The organism is Limosilactobacillus reuteri, assembly GCF_034259105.1.
GTDB classification, from domain to species: Bacteria; Bacillota; Bacilli; order Lactobacillales; family Lactobacillaceae; genus Limosilactobacillus; species Limosilactobacillus reuteri_G.
In genome coordinates this window covers 1950498-1969473 of the sequence record NZ_CP139478.1, presented here as the reverse complement: position 1 = coordinate 1969473, position 18976 = coordinate 1950498, and the positions used below count along the sequence as shown (strand labels likewise).

Annotated in this window: 13 protein-coding genes, 2 pseudogenes and 1 riboswitch; of the genes and pseudogenes, 7 read left to right on the top strand and 8 right to left on the bottom strand. The window is 38.5% G+C overall.

Translation table 11 applies throughout. The features are described from left to right. Positions 1-122: 122 nt before the first annotated feature. Positions 123-1253 carry an IS30 family transposase gene (locus SH603_RS10785; protein ID WP_013923736.1) on the bottom strand — a complete coding sequence of 377 codons (1131 nt, stop codon included), beginning with the start codon at positions 1251-1253 and terminating at the stop codon, positions 123-125. A gap of 445 nt (positions 1254-1698) precedes the next feature. On the opposite strand from SH603_RS10785, the gene SH603_RS10780 reads away from it, so the two are divergent. Continuing rightward, the gene (locus tag SH603_RS10780) at positions 1699-2355 is read left to right on the top strand and encodes a L,D-transpeptidase (RefSeq protein WP_169477868.1); all 657 of its coding nucleotides are present in this window, start codon (positions 1699-1701) and stop codon (positions 2353-2355) included. Between the two features lie 218 nt (positions 2356-2573). Here the strand turns inward: SH603_RS10780 and SH603_RS10775 are convergent, their stop codons facing one another. After that, positions 2574-3167: a hypothetical protein gene (locus SH603_RS10775; RefSeq protein WP_321533952.1), complete on the bottom strand. Its 594-nt coding sequence runs from the start codon at positions 3165-3167 to the stop codon at positions 2574-2576. A 73-nt stretch (positions 3168-3240) separates the two neighbouring features. On the opposite strand from SH603_RS10775, the gene SH603_RS10770 reads away from it, so the two are divergent. The 3 genes and pseudogenes from SH603_RS10770 (at position 3241) to SH603_RS10760 (ending at position 6400) form a co-directional block, all read left to right on the top strand. Next, a complete protein-coding gene (locus SH603_RS10770) occupies positions 3241-4164 on the top strand; it encodes an IS30 family transposase (protein ID WP_321533737.1) in 924 nt (307 codons plus the stop codon). Between the two features lie 102 nt (positions 4165-4266). Beyond that, positions 4267-5478 (top strand): annotated as a pseudogene (locus tag SH603_RS10765) (D-alanyl-D-alanine carboxypeptidase family protein). A 67-nt stretch (positions 5479-5545) separates the two neighbouring features. After that, a complete protein-coding gene (locus SH603_RS10760; RefSeq protein WP_169472491.1) occupies positions 5546-6400 on the top strand; it encodes an alpha/beta hydrolase in 855 nt (284 codons plus the stop codon). A 174-nt stretch (positions 6401-6574) separates the two neighbouring features. Here the strand turns inward: SH603_RS10760 and SH603_RS10755 are convergent, their stop codons facing one another. The 3 genes from SH603_RS10755 to SH603_RS10745 all read right to left on the bottom strand — a co-directional run bounded on the left by SH603_RS10755 (position 6575) and on the right by SH603_RS10745 (position 10372). Then, positions 6575-7696 (bottom strand): glycerol dehydrogenase, encoded by a 1122-nt coding sequence (locus SH603_RS10755; protein ID WP_321533951.1) that lies wholly within the window; start codon positions 7694-7696, stop codon positions 6575-6577. Positions 7697-7853: 157 nt separating this feature from the next. Next, positions 7854-9983, bottom strand: coding sequence for an LTA synthase family protein (locus SH603_RS10750; protein ID WP_169472493.1), 2130 nt, complete (start codon positions 9981-9983; stop codon positions 7854-7856). Positions 9984-10108: 125 nt separating this feature from the next. Continuing rightward, on the bottom strand, positions 10109-10372 hold the full coding sequence (locus tag SH603_RS10745; protein WP_019251934.1) for a hypothetical protein: 264 nt from the start codon (positions 10370-10372) through the stop codon (positions 10109-10111). A gap of 131 nt (positions 10373-10503) precedes the next feature. On the opposite strand from SH603_RS10745, the gene SH603_RS10740 reads away from it, so the two are divergent. Together SH603_RS10740 and SH603_RS10735 are read left to right on the top strand one after the other, a co-directional pair. Then, on the top strand, positions 10504-11157 hold the full coding sequence (locus SH603_RS10740) for a histidine phosphatase family protein (RefSeq protein ID WP_153705798.1): 654 nt from the start codon (positions 10504-10506) through the stop codon (positions 11155-11157). 310 nt (positions 11158-11467) lie between these two features. Continuing rightward, a pseudogene (locus SH603_RS10735) lies at positions 11468-13023 on the top strand (YfcC family protein). 49 nt (positions 13024-13072) lie between these two features. Here the strand turns inward: SH603_RS10735 and SH603_RS10730 are convergent. The 3 genes from SH603_RS10730 to SH603_RS10720 form a co-directional block, all read right to left on the bottom strand. Next, positions 13073-13996, bottom strand: coding sequence for an IS30 family transposase (locus tag SH603_RS10730; protein ID WP_321533676.1), 924 nt, complete (start codon positions 13994-13996; stop codon positions 13073-13075). Between the two features lie 128 nt (positions 13997-14124). Beyond that, on the bottom strand, positions 14125-15534 hold the full coding sequence (gene nhaC, locus SH603_RS10725) for a Na+/H+ antiporter NhaC (RefSeq protein WP_169472494.1): 1410 nt from the start codon (positions 15532-15534) through the stop codon (positions 14125-14127). Between the two features lie 312 nt (positions 15535-15846). Continuing rightward, on the bottom strand, positions 15847-17175 hold the full coding sequence (locus SH603_RS10720; protein WP_003669772.1) for a nucleobase:cation symporter-2 family protein: 1329 nt from the start codon (positions 17173-17175) through the stop codon (positions 15847-15849). A gap of 103 nt (positions 17176-17278) precedes the next feature. Then, positions 17279-17377: riboswitch (purine riboswitch) on the bottom strand. Between the two features lie 164 nt (positions 17378-17541). Here SH603_RS10720 and SH603_RS10715 point away from each other — a divergent pair. After that, positions 17542-18975 carry a C69 family dipeptidase gene (locus SH603_RS10715; RefSeq protein ID WP_169470984.1) on the top strand — a complete coding sequence of 478 codons (1434 nt, stop codon included), beginning with the start codon at positions 17542-17544 and terminating at the stop codon, positions 18973-18975. Position 18976: the final 1 nt, after the last annotated feature.

Sequence of the window (18976 nt, the reverse complement as noted above, 5' to 3'; positions counted from 1 at the left end):
GCCATCTAAAAGAAACTTAAAAAACAAACAAATATTTAACAGCAGAAATACTTTGAAAAAGATCCGCCAACTAATTATTTTTAATGAAAACCTAAATTTCAAGAATAAGTTAGCCACTGGACTCAAATAAATAATACTGACCAATTGATTATTGGTTGATGGAGCTGTGATATCTCTTGGTAGAAGGCCTTACGATAGATATCCATTGACGAATGTCCATTAAACATAGCTCGTGGATAGTGATTCATCCAATCATTAGTCGCTATGATCTGAGCACTACTATAGTTATTTATAGCTTCACCTTTGGTAATCTCCTTGCGGAGAAACCGGTTATTGATCTCATTGGATCCACGTTCCCAAGGGGAATACGGATCAGCATAGAAAACATGATCGTGAACTTGTGTTAACTCACTAAATTCTGAACCGTTGTCAGAGGTTATTGTCTTAAAGATGCGATAGTAAGCATCTGTGCCCATTTTCTGGCGTAAATTTATAAAGAACTGATTTACTGCATGCGCAGTTTTACCAGCAATTTTACTTGTGATATTAACTCGTGAAAGGCGATCAGTCATTACTAGTACAACACTGTCATTACCGTTTTTCTGTCCCTGAACTGTATCTAGTTCCCAATGGCCAATTTCGGACCGTTGGTCCGCAGTTTGAGGTCGTTGAGCAATATTAGGCCCTAAGCACCTTTTAGCTTGCGGATGAGTTCGATGATGCTTACGTTTAGGTTTTTCAAAGAGGTCTAAATTGGACGTACGAAGCACACCCTCATTAATCCATTGATATAAAGTTACAACCGACTTTGGGATCAGGGTGCCATCATTCATTAAATCTCGAGCCTTATAAATAACCGCTTGTGGGGAGTAATGGTGGTCGTCAAACTCACCAAGCATTAGCTGATCAGCTAATCGTAAAAATTGCTTTGAAGAATAATATAAGCGACGACGACCAGAATGGCGGTGATGTTCAAGATATGTGGCCTGACCAGCTTCATAACTATAGATGTAGTAAGAATATTCGTAAATCTTACCATTAGATTTTTGACGACGAAGTTGGCGGACCGTACCACGGTTGAGCTCGTTATTAATTGTTTGATGATTAACTCCTAATTGGCGACCAATTGCGCGATTGGAAAGTCCTTGCGACTTTAAAGTCGCAATCATCACACGTTCTTCTTTAGTAAGATGAGCATTCTTTTTATGAGTAGTCAATAAACTAGTAGACATGGTATCATTTAAGTGCGTCATTTGACGGACATCCTTTCATATAGGTTTGGTTCACTTAATATGATACCTGATGTCACGCCGAATGGCGTTTTTTATTTACCACCAACTGGGTGGCTAACTTCATTCTATAATCCACCTTTTTAATGAAAAGTGAAAAAGATCATAAATAATAACTAAAAGAATAAAAAGGATGTTAGCTCGTAAAATATCCTTTGACCATTTATGACTGATGGTATAAGACCAAATATTTGATATGAATGAAAAAAATGATGTCATAGTAGAATCCTCACGATTATTACGCAAGATTTGCATAAATGATAGCAACAATAAAGAAAAAGATAGCAGTTAAGTATGAAACTTTAAGATTATCTCGCATTTTGTACACCTTTTTTAAAGTATATTGAATAAAAAATTCCCTATAATTATAATAGTGATGTTTTGAATTATCTGTAAAGGAGAAATTAATTTGAACTTACGAGTAAAGCATTGGATTTATGGAATATTTTGCTTATTAGTAGCAATAATTGCAATTGGTCCAGAATTACATGCTGCTTCAAATGCACATCCCCAAAAAGCAGTAGTTGAATCGCAAGTAAAAGAAAAGCCAACACAAGAAAAGGAAATCGATAATAGTGAAAGTCATATGAGAACCCCAATTGATTGGCATAAGTCCTCGGAAACAGTTCCGTATCCAGATTTGAATAAAGTGAAGGACCTTTGGATTAAAGTTGACTTAAAAAATAATCGGACATATTTGTATGATGGTTCAAAGGTCATTTATACAATGTATAGCACAGGTGGAATTTATAAAAAGGATCCAAAAACTGGTAAGCTGAAAAGCGTGACCCCGACAGGAACATTTTATGCTCAACAAGAGCGAGGAGATAGCTTTTTTAATCAATCGTTGAAAGAAGGAGCTAATTACTACGTTTCTTGGAAGAATCATGGAGAATACTTGTTTCATAGTGTTCCGACTAAAGCAGATGGAAAATATAATGAACAAGAAGCTGCTAAACTTGGAAAAACACAGGGCTCTCACGGGTGTATTCGGCTTTCAGTGCCGGACGCACAATGGATGGAAAAGAATTTGCCAGTCGGTACTAAGATTGAGATTGTCGGCTAATTGTGTAGCGCTAAAATCTTAAAGATAGACAAGAGTAGATCAATTATTAGAAAGAAGAAAATTATTTGAGTGATTGAAATTTGGCTTAATGGGATGAAGTATGTAAGAAGATTATAAAAGCTAATTATAATTAGCAAAATAAGATTACTTCCAAGTAAGCGATTAAAAAACCGTCCATATTTTAGGCGTGAAATCATATTAATAGTCCTCCTTAACTATTAAGGGTGTATTTTCAGGCAAAAAGTTTGAAGCCATTTAGCATCGGGGGTTGACACCTGGATAGTGTTTTCAATTTTGGGTGCTTTTCGTAGATTGCGTGGGACCTGATGATTATTCATATCTGTAACGGGGGTTTCAATGTAGTTCCCATCATTAACTCCTAACCAGTTCTTAGCGATGGCTTGCTGGGAACCATTAATGTGATAAATTTGCTGCCCCCGAGCATGAAGTAAGCGAAAAGAATTTTTTTGTGCTGGTAAGTTAATTTGTGCGTGGATGATGTAAATAACTTGTCGCTTATTTGTGTTAATAACTAGAATTCTTTTTGCTTGTTTGATGGCGACCAATTCAATAGGAGCGTTATCGATCTTAGGGTATGCCCAATTTTCAGAGGAACGGTAGATATTAGGGGCACTAAGTCGATTTTGGTTAAGAATTTGACTTGTTTTGCTAGCTTGGGGAATAAATCTAGCAGCATTATATGTATAAAGATTAAAAATTAGAACAAAAATAAGGAATAGGCCAGTTGAGATGAAAAGCAGAGATTTAAGTTCTTTATTCATAAGGTAGATTGTAAAATTTAAGTTGAACATATTAGTGGACATAAAAACCCATAAAGGTCTTTAATGGTGTCACCACAACATTCCATTAGAAAGAAGGACCTTTATGGGCACCACTATTTTATCATTTGAAGACCGTGTTGTCATCGAAACTCTTCGTTATGAAAACCGCTCCCTTAAATACATCGCTGATTACCTTGGCTTCAGTAAAACCACGATCTTTAATGAGGTTCATCGTTTGACTGGTGAATATCACGCAGTTAAAGCTCAAGCTGATCATGAAGCTAAACTTAGTCATCGTGGGCGTAAAACCATCTTAACGACTAACCTCAAGCGATTAATTGAAGAAAAGATTAAGATCCAAAAATGGTCGATTGAACAAGTGGCTCATGTAGTTAGAATCGCCTACAAGACCATCTACAACTGGATTGATCAAGGAGTATTGGATATTGGCGTGGCTGATTTACCTGACCATGGAATTCGCCGCCGACGAGCCATAGAAACCCGTGGGACTTTTAGCCATGGACGTTCCATTGAAGATCGTCCCGCTGAAGTTATTGACCGTCATACCTCAGGTCACTTTGAAGCAGATACAGTTTTATCTGGAAAGCGTAAAGGTCAAGCAATAGCTACGTTTGTCGAGCGTAAGAGTCGTCTTACCATCGTTAAACGGCTTCAGGGACGAGATAGTACCTCAATGACCAAGGCCATTTTAGAATTAGCTAACCAGTTAGAAGATAATCTCAAGACCCTTACTGTTGACCATGGGAAAGAATTCGCTAACTACAAGCTAATTGAAGAGCAGGCCAGGATTCCCCTCTACTTTGCGCATGCTTATTCTCCACATGAACGGGGCAGTAATGAGAATCGCAACCGAGTACTACGACGCTTTATCCCCAAAGGTCAACCGATTGAGGAAATCACTGATGATGAGTTAATTCAAATTAACTGGTATTTGAACTCCAGGCCACTCAAATGTTTAAACTGGCGCACACCAATTGAGATCTTTTTGCGTAATCTGCGTCACTAACTTTGTTCAAGTTATTTCTTGCAATCTGCCATAATGAATTCCTTTATTATTTATTATTAAGTTTATCTTACCGTACTTGGAGAAAATAGGAGAATAGATTTTATGAAAAAATTGACAGTTTTTATTTTATCTCTATTCATGATGCTAATGGTGGGAAGTCAATCCGTATTAGCAAATAATCGAATTGATGCTTCTGCAGCGATCATGGCTGATGCTTCAACAGGGTAAATTATCTATAAGCAAAATGTAGATAAGGCTCTTCCAGTGGCTTCAATTACAAAATTATTAACTATTTTGGTAATTGAAGATGAAATCCAACAGAAGCAACTTTCATGGGATACTCAAGTGAAAATAACTCCTGAAATTGCGGCTATTTCTAATGATGCTGCTTATTCTTCAATCGGACTAAAATCTGGTCAATCTTATTCAGTTCGGACATTAATCAATGCAGCCCTTGTAAAGTCAGCTGATGGAGCAACCGTCGCACTTGCAACTGCTACCGGGGATGGAACCGATGAATTTAATCTTAAAATGATGCAAAAAGCCAAAAAAATTGGAATGACTAAGACAAATATTGTTAATTCAGTCGGATTAGACAATGGAGATATGAAAAGTTTTAAGTTAGCTGATCTTCCTAACAATGCTGCTAATACGATGAGTGCACGGGATGTTGCCATTTTATCGCAATACTTTGTAAAGCATTATCCAGAACTTTTACAAATTACAGCACAAAAAGAAGTGAAATTTCAAATAGCGAAAGATCAAGTTAAGACTGAAAAAAATCTTAATAAGATGTTACCGGGAGAACAGTACGCTGTAAAAGGGGTAACGATTGATGGCTTGAAGACGGGGACTTCTGACAGTGCGGGAGCTTGTTTTGCAAGTACAGGTAAGTATCAGGGACACCGTATCATTACTGTTATCTTACATTCAAAAGGGAGCAATAAAGACAACCGATTTAAGGCTACTCAGAATTTATATAAGATCCTTAAAACAGAGGACCATTTACAAAAAATAAAAGTTCCATCATCAGTAACAACACGTAAAGTAGCTAATGGTGTTGAAAAAACAATGAAACTCACGCCACAACAAGTAACTATTTGGAGTCCGTATGATACAAAAACGGACTATACAATTGGAACACAATATAAAAAGAAAAAATTAGAAGCACCTATTTGGAAAGGTGAACGTGTCGGCAGTTTAAGGATAACGAGTGATCAGTTAGAAACGCTTAATGGGGAACCATTAACTTACTCTCTATATAGTGCTAATGATGTTCGCCGTGGAAACTTTTGGCAACGTCTCCTGCATTAAAATAAGTTTTGAATGCATTATTGTTCTTAGACTTATAATCTAAGTAAACAAAAAAGCGGGTGAAATTATGAAAAAAAGCCATATTGAAATTGGTGTAGTGATAGTAATTGTTATCCTGGCAATAATTGGTGGGGCAGTTTGGCATCAGCAAAAACATAGTAAGTATGTGCAATCAACAACGCCAACGCTATTTTTCCATGGTGGAGGCAGTAGTTATCATGCAGAAGAACACATGGTAAATGCTGCTAAAAAAGCCGGGGTAACGAGCACAGTCCTGCGAGCTGATGTTGCTAATAACGGGAAAGTTACCCTTCATGGTTCAATGCATAAAGGGGCCATCAATCCAATTGTTGAGGTAAATTATGATAACAATAGGCAGTTAGATTTTAATAAGCATGGCGAATATGCGACAAATGTTGTAAAGGCATTACAGAAACGCTATCGCATAACTAAGATTAATATGGTTGGTCATTCCCTGGGAAATATTTCGATTATTTACTATATGTTGCAAAACGGTAAAAATCAGAATATGCCTCAATTACAAAAACAGGTTGATATCGCAGGTCATTTTGCAGGATTGAATTTTAAACAGGTACCTGCTGCTATCCGGCAACCAATTGGAATGAAATTAAATAAAGACGGAAAGCCAAATGAAATGAATGCCACATATCGTCAAATGACAGAAGTCCGGCAAACTTATCCCAAAGGTCAAGTAGCAGTTCTTAATATTATTGGTGATGTTGGTAATCATTCAGACGGTACTGTTGATAATGCATCATCATTGTCACTTAAGTATCTAGTGGCTGCTCGGGCGAAGTCATACCGTGTTCTAAAAATAACAGGAAAAGATGCTCAACATTCGAAACTTCATAATAATACTCAAGTTGATAAGGCATTAATTAATTTCTTATGGGGTAAATAAAAAAGGACTGTGACATAAGTTGCTTTCATAAAAAGCAAATACGCAGTACAACAATGGCCTCTAACGTCCGGCGAAACCGAACGTTAGAGGCCATTGTTGCTTGCGGGGGCTCCCAGAGGCTAGCTTCGCGTCGAAAAACGAAGTCACAAGTGACTTCTGTCTCGCTCCCTTTTATTACATCTGGCTATGATGACAATGGTGACTATTTAAATATTGTTTAGTATATGCATCAACTGCTCGTAATGCTTGAGCCACGTCATCTGGTGTTACCTTAAATGGCAAACGATCCATGGTGTCTTGTTCTGAACAGGCGGCTTTTCCAGCATTGAGTAATTCTTCATCAGTGACATTTTCTAAATGTAGATCAGCAAGAGTAGTTGGTAGACCTAAAGAAAGAATAAATTGGAAGTACTTGTTATAACGTTCCTGGTCAGCGCCTTCCAACATTAATTGTGTTAAGGTACCGTATGCGACCTTTTCACCGTGTGTTAAATCATGAGTCTCTTCTAAAATTGTTAAGCCATCATGAATAGCGTGGGCACCAGATAGACCACCACTTTCAAAACCGAGACCGCTCATTAGCGTATTTGCTTCAACAATATTAGAAAATGCTGGTGTAACGACATGGGCTTCTGCATCAGCTACAGCTAGGTGCGAGTAATTAAATAATGTTTCTTCACATTTTTGAGCAATTGCATTTCCAACAAGGGTTTGTTTTTCACCTAGCATTGTATCGCTATTAGCTTTGGCAACTGCTTGTGCTTCAACATTGGTAGCTAAAGCATCAGCAATTCCAGAAATTAGCATCCGAACAGGACCATTAGCGATAACTTGTGTATCAACTAAGACCAAGTCAGGATTTTGGTTGTAGAAACGATAATGGTCAAATACACCGTCATCAGTATAGATTACCGAAAGGCGTGAACAGGGAGCATCATTAGAAGCCAACGTTGGCATAATTACAACTGGTAGATGGAGATTATCGGCAATCGCTTTGGCAGTATCAACTGTTTTACCACCACCAAGACCATAAACGACGGTTACATTATTTTCTTTACCAATTTCTGTGACCCGGTTTACTTCGTTAGTGGATGATTCACCATTAAATTGAACACGGGTGACATCATAACCGTTTTCTTGAAGATACTGTTCAAAACGCTTACCTACAATTTTATAGACTGTTTCGCCAGCCAATAATAATGGCTTTGTGCCAAAGTTTTTAAGATACTTATCACTTTCAAAAAGAACACCTTTACCTTGAATGTAAGATGATGGTGAGCCAAATTCTTCAACCATAAAAATCCCTCCATTATTCTTTGTGTACAGATTAACAATATCACTTTTATTAATGGAGAGAAAGTTTAGATGACTGAAATTAGCTTAAACTTAAAAAATAGAGCCTAGGTAGAACACAGTGCTCTGCTAGACTCTACTATTCTATTTTGTACCTTTACTACTTATTATTAGCGTCTGGGTTAGTGATCTTAATACGGTTGGAATCAGTGGAAGAATGATTTTGCTCAGGGGCGTCAGTGCTGTAGTCATCTACAGTTGAACGATCTCCATTTTCTGAGTAAATACTTGTTGATTTAATTCCTTTCTTCTTCTCAATTTGCTGTGCTCGTTTTAGACCATTTGAATAATTGTAATCAGCTGGGTCAACATTTTTAAACCCTTTTGGATGGTAGAACCGCAAGAGATTTTTTTCGTTTAGCGAATCAGAAAGGGTTAATTCCTCATTTACAAAATCTTGATCTTTCTTTAACTTCTCTTGCTGCTTTTTGGTAAGTTTAGCTTCTTTACCAGTTTTATTATTGTAAATTGTTCCGCCCACACTAGTATAAGTTGGCGTAACAAAATCCCGATTACGGAAGGCAACCACTTGATTATGCTTGCTAGAAAAGAGATCGGTTCCGAATTGAATGTAGCGTTTACTGCTAATTCCTAATAAGTGAAGGAGGGTTGGAAGAACATCAACTTCCCCACCATAGGTATGATAAACTTTTCCGTGACCCGTACCAGGGATGACAAACATTAGCGGCACACGTTGAAGTTGAGCGTTATCGAAGTCTGTCCAATCATCGGCACTCTTTCCCAGAACACTTGCTAAGGAAGTATTCTCACTATTTGAAATCCCATAATGGTCACCATAGATCATTATGATTGATTTCTTGTCAAGCCCAGTCTTTTGGAGATAATTAAAGAATTCTTGAATTGATTGATCAAGATAATGAGCTGTTACAAAGTAATTATCGACGTTACTATCCCCGGTATTAGTTGTTTGGAAGTTTGGATCTTTATCCTCATCATCAAGCGTGTAAGGGAAGTGGTTAGTAACAGTGATATATTTAGCGTAGAATGGCTGCTGTAAACTTTGGAGATACTTGATCGAGTTTTTGAATAATAACTTATCTTTAAGTCCATATCCGGTAGCCTTGTCGCCAGAAGTATCGTAATAACTAGCATCAAAGAAGTACTGATAACCTAAATTCTTGTATACATTATTGCGGTTCCAGAAACTAGCGACATTTCCGTGGAAAACAGCACTCGTGTAACCGGCACGTTGATTAAGAATAGCTGGAGCGCCTTGGAAGGTATTATCGCTTCCGAGTGTGGCAAATAAAGATCCTTGTGGCAAGCCAAATGTACTAGTCTCTAAAAGGTTTTCCGCATCACTGGTTTTACCTTGACCGACTTGATGGAAGAAATTATCAAACGAGTAGGTATCCTTGCCATTATAAAGCGAGTTAAGGAATGGGGTAACTTCTTGCCCGTTGATCTTCTTGTTAATCAAAAATTGTTGGAAACTTTCAAGGTGGATGATAATCACGTTACGTCCTTTAGCAATTCCATACATTTGTGGATTAGCTGGAGCGTAGTGCTTATCAGTAAATTTCTTAACTTTCAGTAGTTCAGGTTTAGTAGCACTCTGTCGCATGTTATTGATATGTTGCGATTTTACTAAATCATAGCCAGTAAAAGTATCAATTCCAAGATATTTTACAATGTAAGAACGATCAAATGTCCGGCCAAGTAATTGAGGACGACTCATTTCCGCAAAAGATAAATTAACCCCAAATAAGACAAGACCAACGGAGCTAAATGCGAATGCTAACCGTGTTCCAATTGCTCGGGGATCAAATTTGATAACTTTACAGAGCATTAAAATAAGAATTACGACGATATCTAACCAGTAAAAGACATCATGAAAGTTAGTGAGGGCAAGTGAACTACCACTTAAACCTTGATTAACTTTTGAATAACCTGTCATCGTAGCAATTGTCATAAAATCGGTAAATTCACGATAATAGATGACGTTTAAATAAAGTAATAATGTGTTCGCAATGTCTAGACCCATAATAACTGGGTAGAAGAACCGTGAACGCTTAAAGTAGAATGCTAAACTGTAAATAAAAAAGGTGGTTGCTAACGGGTTAAAAATTAAAATAAGGTATTGAAAAATTCCCGTAACACCAAGCTTAAAGTCAGTAAAGTAAGCAAACAGGGTCTTTAACCAAAAAAGGATAACTAGGAGGGTGAAAAAACCAATCCTAGTATCCACAAATTTGCTTAATTTTTTCATTAGGAATGTTCCTCGCAATCAATATGGTTTGTTCTAGATTATCGAAGTCCAATTTCGACAAATCAAGAATTATTTTATCATAGATTACTATAAAACATCCCTTTTATGGAAATCATTGAAGAAACTTAATTCTTTGCTGGGACCAAGGCAGGAACAGAAAGCCAGTCGTAACTAAATAATTTTTTAAGCTTTTTATTTACTGGAATCCATATCCCTGCTTTCAAAATATCAACTAATGATGCGCGTAAAGTTTTATCTTCCCGATATTGTTTAGTTAATGGAATCTTGAGCAGGTGGCCTTCTTCAGTAATTACGGTAACATTTTTCGGAGTAACATTAATAATCTTAGCAGCAACAATATTTGGTTGACTCGTGTCTCTAAGCTTCATAATAATTCCTTCCTCCTGTATTTTTTAGTCTACGTGGAGAATATGAAGAATATGTGTTTAAAGCTCAAAGTTAATTCTTAAATAGTTTTAAGGACTTGTAAGCGGTACAATAAAATTATGGAGGGATTGTTATGACTAAATTGAATATTTATCTTGTTCGCCATGGACAGACTTTCTTTAATATTTACAATAAATTGCAAGGTTGGAGTAATTCTCCACTAACTATGAAGGGGAAAGAAGATGCAAAGGTAGCTGGGGAGAAGTTGCAGAATATTCACTTTGATGGTGCCTTTTGTAGTGACCTTTCCCGAGCCATGGAAACAGCACAAGTGATTTTAAATCTTAATAACGCTAATTCTGTAGCTCACCCAGTCACCGCTCCTTATTTTCGGGAAGAGTTTTATGGATCATATGAAGGAACGAATATGGATCTTGCTTGGTACAATGCGGGTGCCCCTCATGGCTTTAAGAACTTCCGTGAAATTGTAACCGCATATTCCATCGGCCAAGCCAAAGACTGGTTAAAGGATGCTGATCCATTTCATGATGCCGAAAACAATGAAGAGTACTGGCAACGAATGGACAAAGGGATTGAATTAATTCGTAACGCTGATTTACCTGACGATGCCAATGTTTTATGGGTAAGTCATGGAAATACTGTTTTAAGCTTAGTAGAACGTTTTGGTCATGGAAAGTATGATGTAACTGAGCGCCCGGCAAATGGAAGTCTGACGCGCGCAACGTTGACTGATAATGATATGGAAATTGTTGAATATAATAAGTAGCCTAAGTAATAAAGGTGAAGATACTAAAAGGGAGCGAGACAGAAGTCACTTGTGACTTCGTTTTTCGACGCGAAGCTAGCCTCTGGGAGCCCCCGCAAGCAACAATAGGCCTCTAACGTTCGGTTTTGCCGGACGTTAGAGGCCATTGTTGTACTGCGTATTTGCTTTTTATGAAAGTAACTTAACTTATGTCACAGTCCTTTTTAAACAATAAATATGCATTTGTTGAATTAATCTGACTTATTACGAAGTTTGTTGAAAACGCTTGCTAAAATTAATAGAAGGGAGAAAGAAGACTTAAGGAGTGAGGATGATGGGAGAAGCAACAGCAGGGAAAAAGCATCGGTTTAAATTAAAGATGCCAGGTGCATTTACAATTTTATTCTTTCTAACGGTGATTGCAGTAATGTTGACTTGGATTGTTCCAGCGGGAAGCTATTCTAAGCTAGCATATGTCAATGATCATCTCCAAGTAACACAACCAACTGGAGAAAAAATTAGTTATCCGGCAACACAGGCAACATTAGATAAATTGCACATTCAGATTGATGTCGACCAGTTTAAATCTGGTGCAATCAATAAGCCAATTTCAGTACCGGGAACTTATAAGCGGCTTGAACAGCATCCTGCTTCGATCAGCGATATTTTCTCTAGTATAGTCGATGGTACGATAGAATCAGTTGATATTATGATTTTTATCTTAGTCTTAGGTGGTTTGATTGGTGTTGTTAAAGCAAGTGGAGCCTTTGAATCTGGGCTAGCCGCGCTATCTACCAAAACTAAGGGGAAAGAATTTATTTTAGTGTTCCTCGTAACAGTTTTACTAGCACTTGGCGGAACCCTATGTGGGATTGAAGAAGAAGCGGTTGCCTTTTATCCAATCTTAGCCCCAGTTTTTATTGCGATGGGTTATGATTCAATTGTTTGTGTTGGGGCTAGTTTCTTAGCAAGTTCGCTTGGAACAACATTTTCAGTAATCAATCCGTTTTCAGTTGTAATTGCGTCAAATGCTGCTGGGACAACTTTTACGCAAGGAATGGCAGGACGAATTTTTGGTTTGGTTATTGCAGTTACTTGTTTATTATTTTACTTGCATTGGTATGCACGCAAAGTACAACAGAATCCACAGTTTTCCTATTCCTATGATGACCGGGACAAATTTGATCAAATGTGGGGGGAATGACTACTAGCGAAGAAAAAGATCAGCGGTTTACTTTAAAAAAGAAAATTATTTTAATTTTATTTGCTTGTGCTTTCCCAATTATGATTTGGTGAGTAATGGCCAAAGGATGGGCCTTTCCTAATATGGCATCAGCTTTCTTAACAATTGCTATTATTATTATGTTTTTAACTTGTTTCGGGCGCCAAGACGGTTTAGGCGAATATAAGACTACAACAGCTTTTTCTGATGGAGCAGCTAGCTTAGTCGGTGTGTCATTAATTATTGGTTTGGCACGGGGAATTAATAAAGTGCTTAATGATGGCTATATTTCTGATACAATTCTCTATGCTTCTTCAAAAATGGTTGCGCATATGAACGGATCATTTTTCATTATTGTGATGATGTTGGTATTCTTTGTCTTAGGCTCTATCGTTCCATCATCATCTGGTTTAGCAGTGCTAGCAATGCCAATTTTAGCTCCACTAGCTGATACGGTTCATATTCCACGATATACGGTTGTTACTGCATATCAATTTGGGCAATATGCAATGTTATTCTTAGCACCAACTGGATTAGTAATGGCAACTTTGCAAATGCTTGATATGCGATATTCCCATTGGCTGCGTTTCGTGTGGCCGGTAGTTGTCTTTGTTTTAATCTTTGGTGGTGGATTGTTGGTAACAGAAGTATTAATTGCAGGATAATAAAAAAGTCTGGGTAAAAGGCAGATTGCAAGAAATAACTTGAACGAATTTAGTGACGTAGATTAATCAAGAAGATCTCGATTGGTGTGTGCCAGTTAAGACATTTAAGTGGTCGGGAATTCAGATACCAATTGATTTGAACCAGCTGGCGATCGCTCAGCTCTTCAATGGCTTGTCCCTTGGGAATAAACCGTCGCAAAACTCGATTACGGTTCTCATTACTACCGCGTTCGTGCGGTGAATAGGCATGGGCAAAGTAAACCTGAGTACCCGTTAGCTGTTCAATTGCCTGATAGTTAGCGAACTCTTTCCCATGATCCACGGTAAGCGTCTTGAGCTTGTCTTGAAGTTGACTAGCTAGTTCAAGTACGGCTTGAGTCATGGACTGACTGTCGCGACCATGGAGCCGTTTAACAATTGTCAGGCGACTCTTACGCTCCACAAAAGTCGCCACAGCTTGACCTTTACGTTTGCCAGAAAGTACGGTATCAGCTTCAAAGTGGCCGAATTCTTGGCGAGTTTCGACTTTATGAGGACGCTCCTCAATGGAGCGGCCGTGACTGAACGTACCACGCTTTTCTTTAGCACGATGACGACGAATTCCATGATCAGGCAAATCGGGTAACTGTACATCAAGCCATCCTTGATCAATCCAGTTATAGACCGTCTTGTAGGCAATCCCAACTACATGGGCAACTTGTTCAGGGGACCACTTCTGGACTTGAATCTTTTCCTCAATCAAGTGCTTAAGGCTTTTAGTGAGTGAAGACTTCCGCCCCCGTTGACTAACCTTGCGTTCAAAGTCAGTTTGCGCTAGTTCAGCTTGATACCCACTATTTAGCCGGTGAAGTTCGTTAAAGATGGTGGTCTTACTAAAGCCTAAGTAGTTAGCGATGTATCGCAAGGAACGTCCTTCATTATGAAGCGTTTCAATGACAACACGGTTCTGGAATGATAAAATAGTGGTGCTCATCAAGGTCCTTCTTTCTAATGGATTGTGTGGTAACACCATTAAAGACCTTGATGGGTTTTTCTGTCCACTTAAATGTTCAACTTAAATTTTACAATCTGCCAAAAGAAATTCTCAAACCCAGATTTTTTTTAAGCTTCCTTTATTTGATTTTCATTTGTAGTATTGCGTTGCTTTCCTTTTTGCCACTTCAAACCAATCCCCGTAACTCCACTTAAAATTGAGAAGACTGGTGAAAACAGACTAAAGAAAGCGAATGGTAGGAAGTGAAGGACTGGTACACCAAGGGTTGAGGCGGCGAATGATCCGGCAACTCCCCATGGGATTAAGTAATTGATAACGCTTCCGCCATCTTCAAGGACACGACTAAGGGCTAATGGTGAAAGACCCATTTTATCAAATGCACCCTTAAATGCCTTACCTGGAAGAATAACGGAAAGGTATTGCTCCCCAACAAAAAGATTGATTCCAATACCCGAAAGAATTGTAACAGTAATAAGGCTGCCAGGCTTATGAAGGTGGTCAATAAGCGGCTTCATTGCTGACTGAACAATGTTAAACTTCATCAAAATTCCCCCAAGCGAAAGGGTAACAATGATCAGGGAAACTGTTCCCATCATACTGCTAATCCCACCACGGGTAAGTAGCGTATTAACAGTTGCATCGCTAGTGTGAGCAACGAAGCCATCACTAATTAATTTGGCGAGGGATTGAAGAGAGATTCCTGGCTTTTGGAAGAAGATCATGACTACTGTAACGATGATATTGATAAATAAGGTTGGAATAGCTGGAATATGACGCCATGCACAGATAAACATTAAGGCGATTGGTAGTAGGGCCCACCATGAAATCATAAATTGTTGATTAAGGATAGCCATTGTGTGGGCGATCTTACCGGCGCTGATATGAGAACTGGAATTACCAAAGAACCAGAATAGAATTAGCGAAACGATAAAAGAAGGAATCGTTGACCACATCATATTCTTAATATGGGCGAAAAGGTCACTACCTGCAATTGCGGAGGCAAGATTAGTTGAATCAGAGAGCGGCGACATTTTATCACCAAAAACGGCTCCCGAAATGATCGCACCCGCTACCAGCGCAGGATTAGCATTAAGCGCAACTCCCATTCCAAATAAGGCAATTCCGATTGTCGAAATAGTTGTAAAACCACTACCAATGGATAGACCGACTAAAGAGCAGACAATAAATGTTGATGGAACAAAAAATTGACTGCTAATCAGTTTGAAGCCGACAATCATAATTGTAGGGATGACTCCAGCTTGAATCCAAACAGCGATTAATGCGCCAATAAGGATAAAGATAAAGATGGGGATGATTGCGGTACCGATTCCTTCTTGGATACCCTTATGAATCTCGTCCCAACTAGCACCACGAAGCTTAACCCAAAAAATAAGTAAAGCAATGACAAATAGGACGGGGATCTGTGGTGACAAGCCAAACCTAATCACGGCAGTCCCTAAAATTATTAGCATGATAAGTAAGAGGGTTGCGGCCTCTTTGAAACGAATACTCTTCATCGTTGTTCCTCCTTAGAAAAGAAATAAAAAAAGTCCCGTTGATAAAAGTATCAACGGGACGATTATTTTAATCGCGGTACCACCCACCTACGCATCTTGATTTTATGCGCACTCATATCAGGTGGTAACGGCACTGAATATGGCCGGACAATTCAGATCACGTGATAATTCGAAACACTTCGCCTGACCGGTTCGCACCTAACCACCGGCTCTCTTACGCCCAACGAAGGTTCTACTGAAACGATAATTGTTGAAATTATAATATCGTGCTGAGATTTGAATGTCAACAACTAAATTAAAAAAGAATGAGAATTAATTATGATTAGCCCACCGGTGATTAAATAACAGATTAAGAAGAACGGCTGAAAGACTGGTGACGACAATCCCGTTACCCAGGATGATTTGAAATTCAGTTGGCATATGCTGGAACAGTTGCGGATACATGGTAATCCCTAATCCTAGTCCAATTGAAACAGATGCAGTAAGAAGGTTGGCATTGTTAGAGAAATCAACTTTATGGAGAATTTGAACTCCTTGAACACCGACCATCCCAAACATCACAATCATTGCACCACCAAGGACAGGTTCTGGAATAACCGTTGCGAGAGCGCCGACTTTAGGTAAAAGACCAAGCAATAAGAGTAAAAAGGCGGCATAGTAAACGGGTTGACGACTTTTCACTCCAGACATTTTAAGAACACCCACATTTTCAGAGAAAGTAGAATAAGGGAAGGTATTAAAAAGTCCGCCTAAAATTGCAGCAATACCTTCAGCGCGGTATCCACGTTCTAAGTCGTTGGTTGTTAATTGACGGCCAGTAATGTCGCTAAGGGCAAAGAAAACACCGGTTGACTCAATCATTGTCGTGAGCGAAACAAGAATCATTGTGATCATGGCACTCATATCAAAACGTGGAACGCCAAAGAAGAATAATTGCGGAGCGTGGAACCAAGCAGCTTCACTAACCGGTTTAAGAGAGACAAAGCCTAATGCGCCTGCAATGAAAGAAGAAATTAAAATTCCTAGTAAAATGGCGATTGATTTCATAAAGCCACGAGCAAAGGCATTGAATAACAGAATGATGGCAATTGTTAGAAAGCCGATAAGGAGGTTAGCGGGATCACCAAATGAAGCAGCAGTTGGCGTACCTCCTCCTAGGTCTTGGAAACCTACTGGAACAAGGGTAAATCCAATAATAGTTATTAAAGATCCAGTAACGACCGGTGGAAAAAACTTTTTTAAGCGGGCAAAAAAGCCAGCAATTAGGAAAACAAAGATCCCGGCTGCAATAATGGCCCCATACATATAAGTGATTCCTAGCTTTCCACCAATTGTTTCGAGGGGAGTAACAGCTTGAACTGCGCAACCGAGGACAACAGGCAAGCCGATTCCAGTTAATGGTGTTCGCTTTAATTGTAAGAGGGTTGCGACACCACACATGAAAATATCGATCGAGACTAGGTAAGTCATTTGAAGCGTGGAGAAATGTAAGTAATGTCCAATTAATAGCGGAACAAGAACGTCCCCAGAATACATTGCAAGTAAGTGCTGGAAACCAAGGACAAAATTTTGCCATTGACGAGTGAAATCGATTTTAGTGTGACGACTAGGTGCTTGAATAGATGAAACAGGTTCTTTCAAAATATACCTCCCCAAAAATTAACACGCCTAAATAAAAATAAGAGACTGAAAATTCAGCCTCTCTACCGATTTTTAAAAGCTTGAAGTTAAAAACAGACAGTGTCAGTTTTTAAGAAGTGCTTATAGTCTAAAGTTTACGGCTTTAGGTAGAGACTAACCGACCATATTTCGGTATTATATAGGCTATTTATTTGATGTAGTTATCCTAGCACTAATACCGAACATTTTCAATGGCTTGTTCGGTATTAATGATATTTTAGATTGGCTTGTGTGATTAACGTTCAGCTTTTTCTTTATAATCCAGTTAATTCCAGATAGTGGTATTATTAGAAGGTACAGTAACTACTGTGGAAGGAAGCGTATATTATGCAAAAGCTAATGAGTAGTTGTACGGCAATGCTTGTTGGAAAGAATGCGACGATTGATGGTTCAACAATTATTGCACGTGATGAGGATGCAGAAGATGGAGTCAATCCTAAGACATTCAAAGTATTTCCTGCCAAGGATTACACCGGTGAACATTATGTTTCAAAATATAATGGGTTAACTGTTGAGATGAAGGGACAGGGATGCCGTTATACGGCAACTCCCAATGGCGTACCTGATGAAGGACGCTGGGATGAGCAAGGCATTAATGAATATAATGTTGCAATGAGTGCGACAGAAACCGAAATGACAAATGCCAGGGTGCTTGGTCATGATCCGTTAGTAGAAAACGGAATTAATGAAGATTCAATGGTTTATCTCGTCCTACCATTTATTAAGTCCGCCCGCGAAGGAGTTCAACGTCTTGGTTCCCTAATTGAAAAATACGGTACTGGTGAAAGTAACGGAATTGCTTTTAGCGATAAGGATGAAGTCTGGTATTTTGAGACCGGTGGAGGTCATCAATGGGTTGCCCAGCGGATTCCTGATGATGCTTATGCAATTGCACCGAACATTATGTGTATCGAAGAGGTCGACTTTAACGATCACGATAGCTTCATGTATGCGCCGCAAATTAAAGATTTTGTTGAAAAATATCATTTAAATCCTAATCCACAAACGTTTAATTTCCGGAATATTTTTGGCACACAAGATGAGGCAGATGCCTACTACAACACCCCTCGTTCTTGGTATGGTCAAAAGCTCTTTACTCCATCCTTAAAACAGGAGCCTACCAGCCAAAAAATTCCATTTGTTCAACATGCAGAAAAGAAAATTGCCGTTGAGGATGTAGAGTACTTCCTCTCATCGCATTATAACGGTACTCCTTATGATCCAATGGGAACTTATGCTTCTGGAACACCAGAGGAACAGCGAAAATTCCGTTCAATTGCACTTGATCGTAATCAAAGCTCGTGTATTTTGCAAATTCGGAATGACGTACCAGCACAATATGCTGCTATTCAATGGATTAATTTTGGCTTTTATTGCTATAGCCCTTATGTTCCGTTCTTTACAAATATTAGTGATACTCCGGCAAAATATAAGTATGCTACTGACGATGCTCAGCCGGATAAGAGTGCTTATTGGTTAAATAAATTGTTAGAAGTAATTGTAGAACCACGCTATCATGAATTTATCAATGAAGTAAATAATTTCCGAGATCGGTGTCAAAGCTATGGCGTAGGACGAGTAGATACAATTACAAAAACAGCTCAGATCCAAAATTCGGCTAATTTAATTAACTATCTAACTGAACAAAATATGAAAACCGCTAATCATATTCTGAATGAAACGCATGAATTGATTAACCAGCTTTTACATGAAGCGTTGTTAAATTCTAAGTTCCAATTTGAACGTGGCGATAACTTATAAA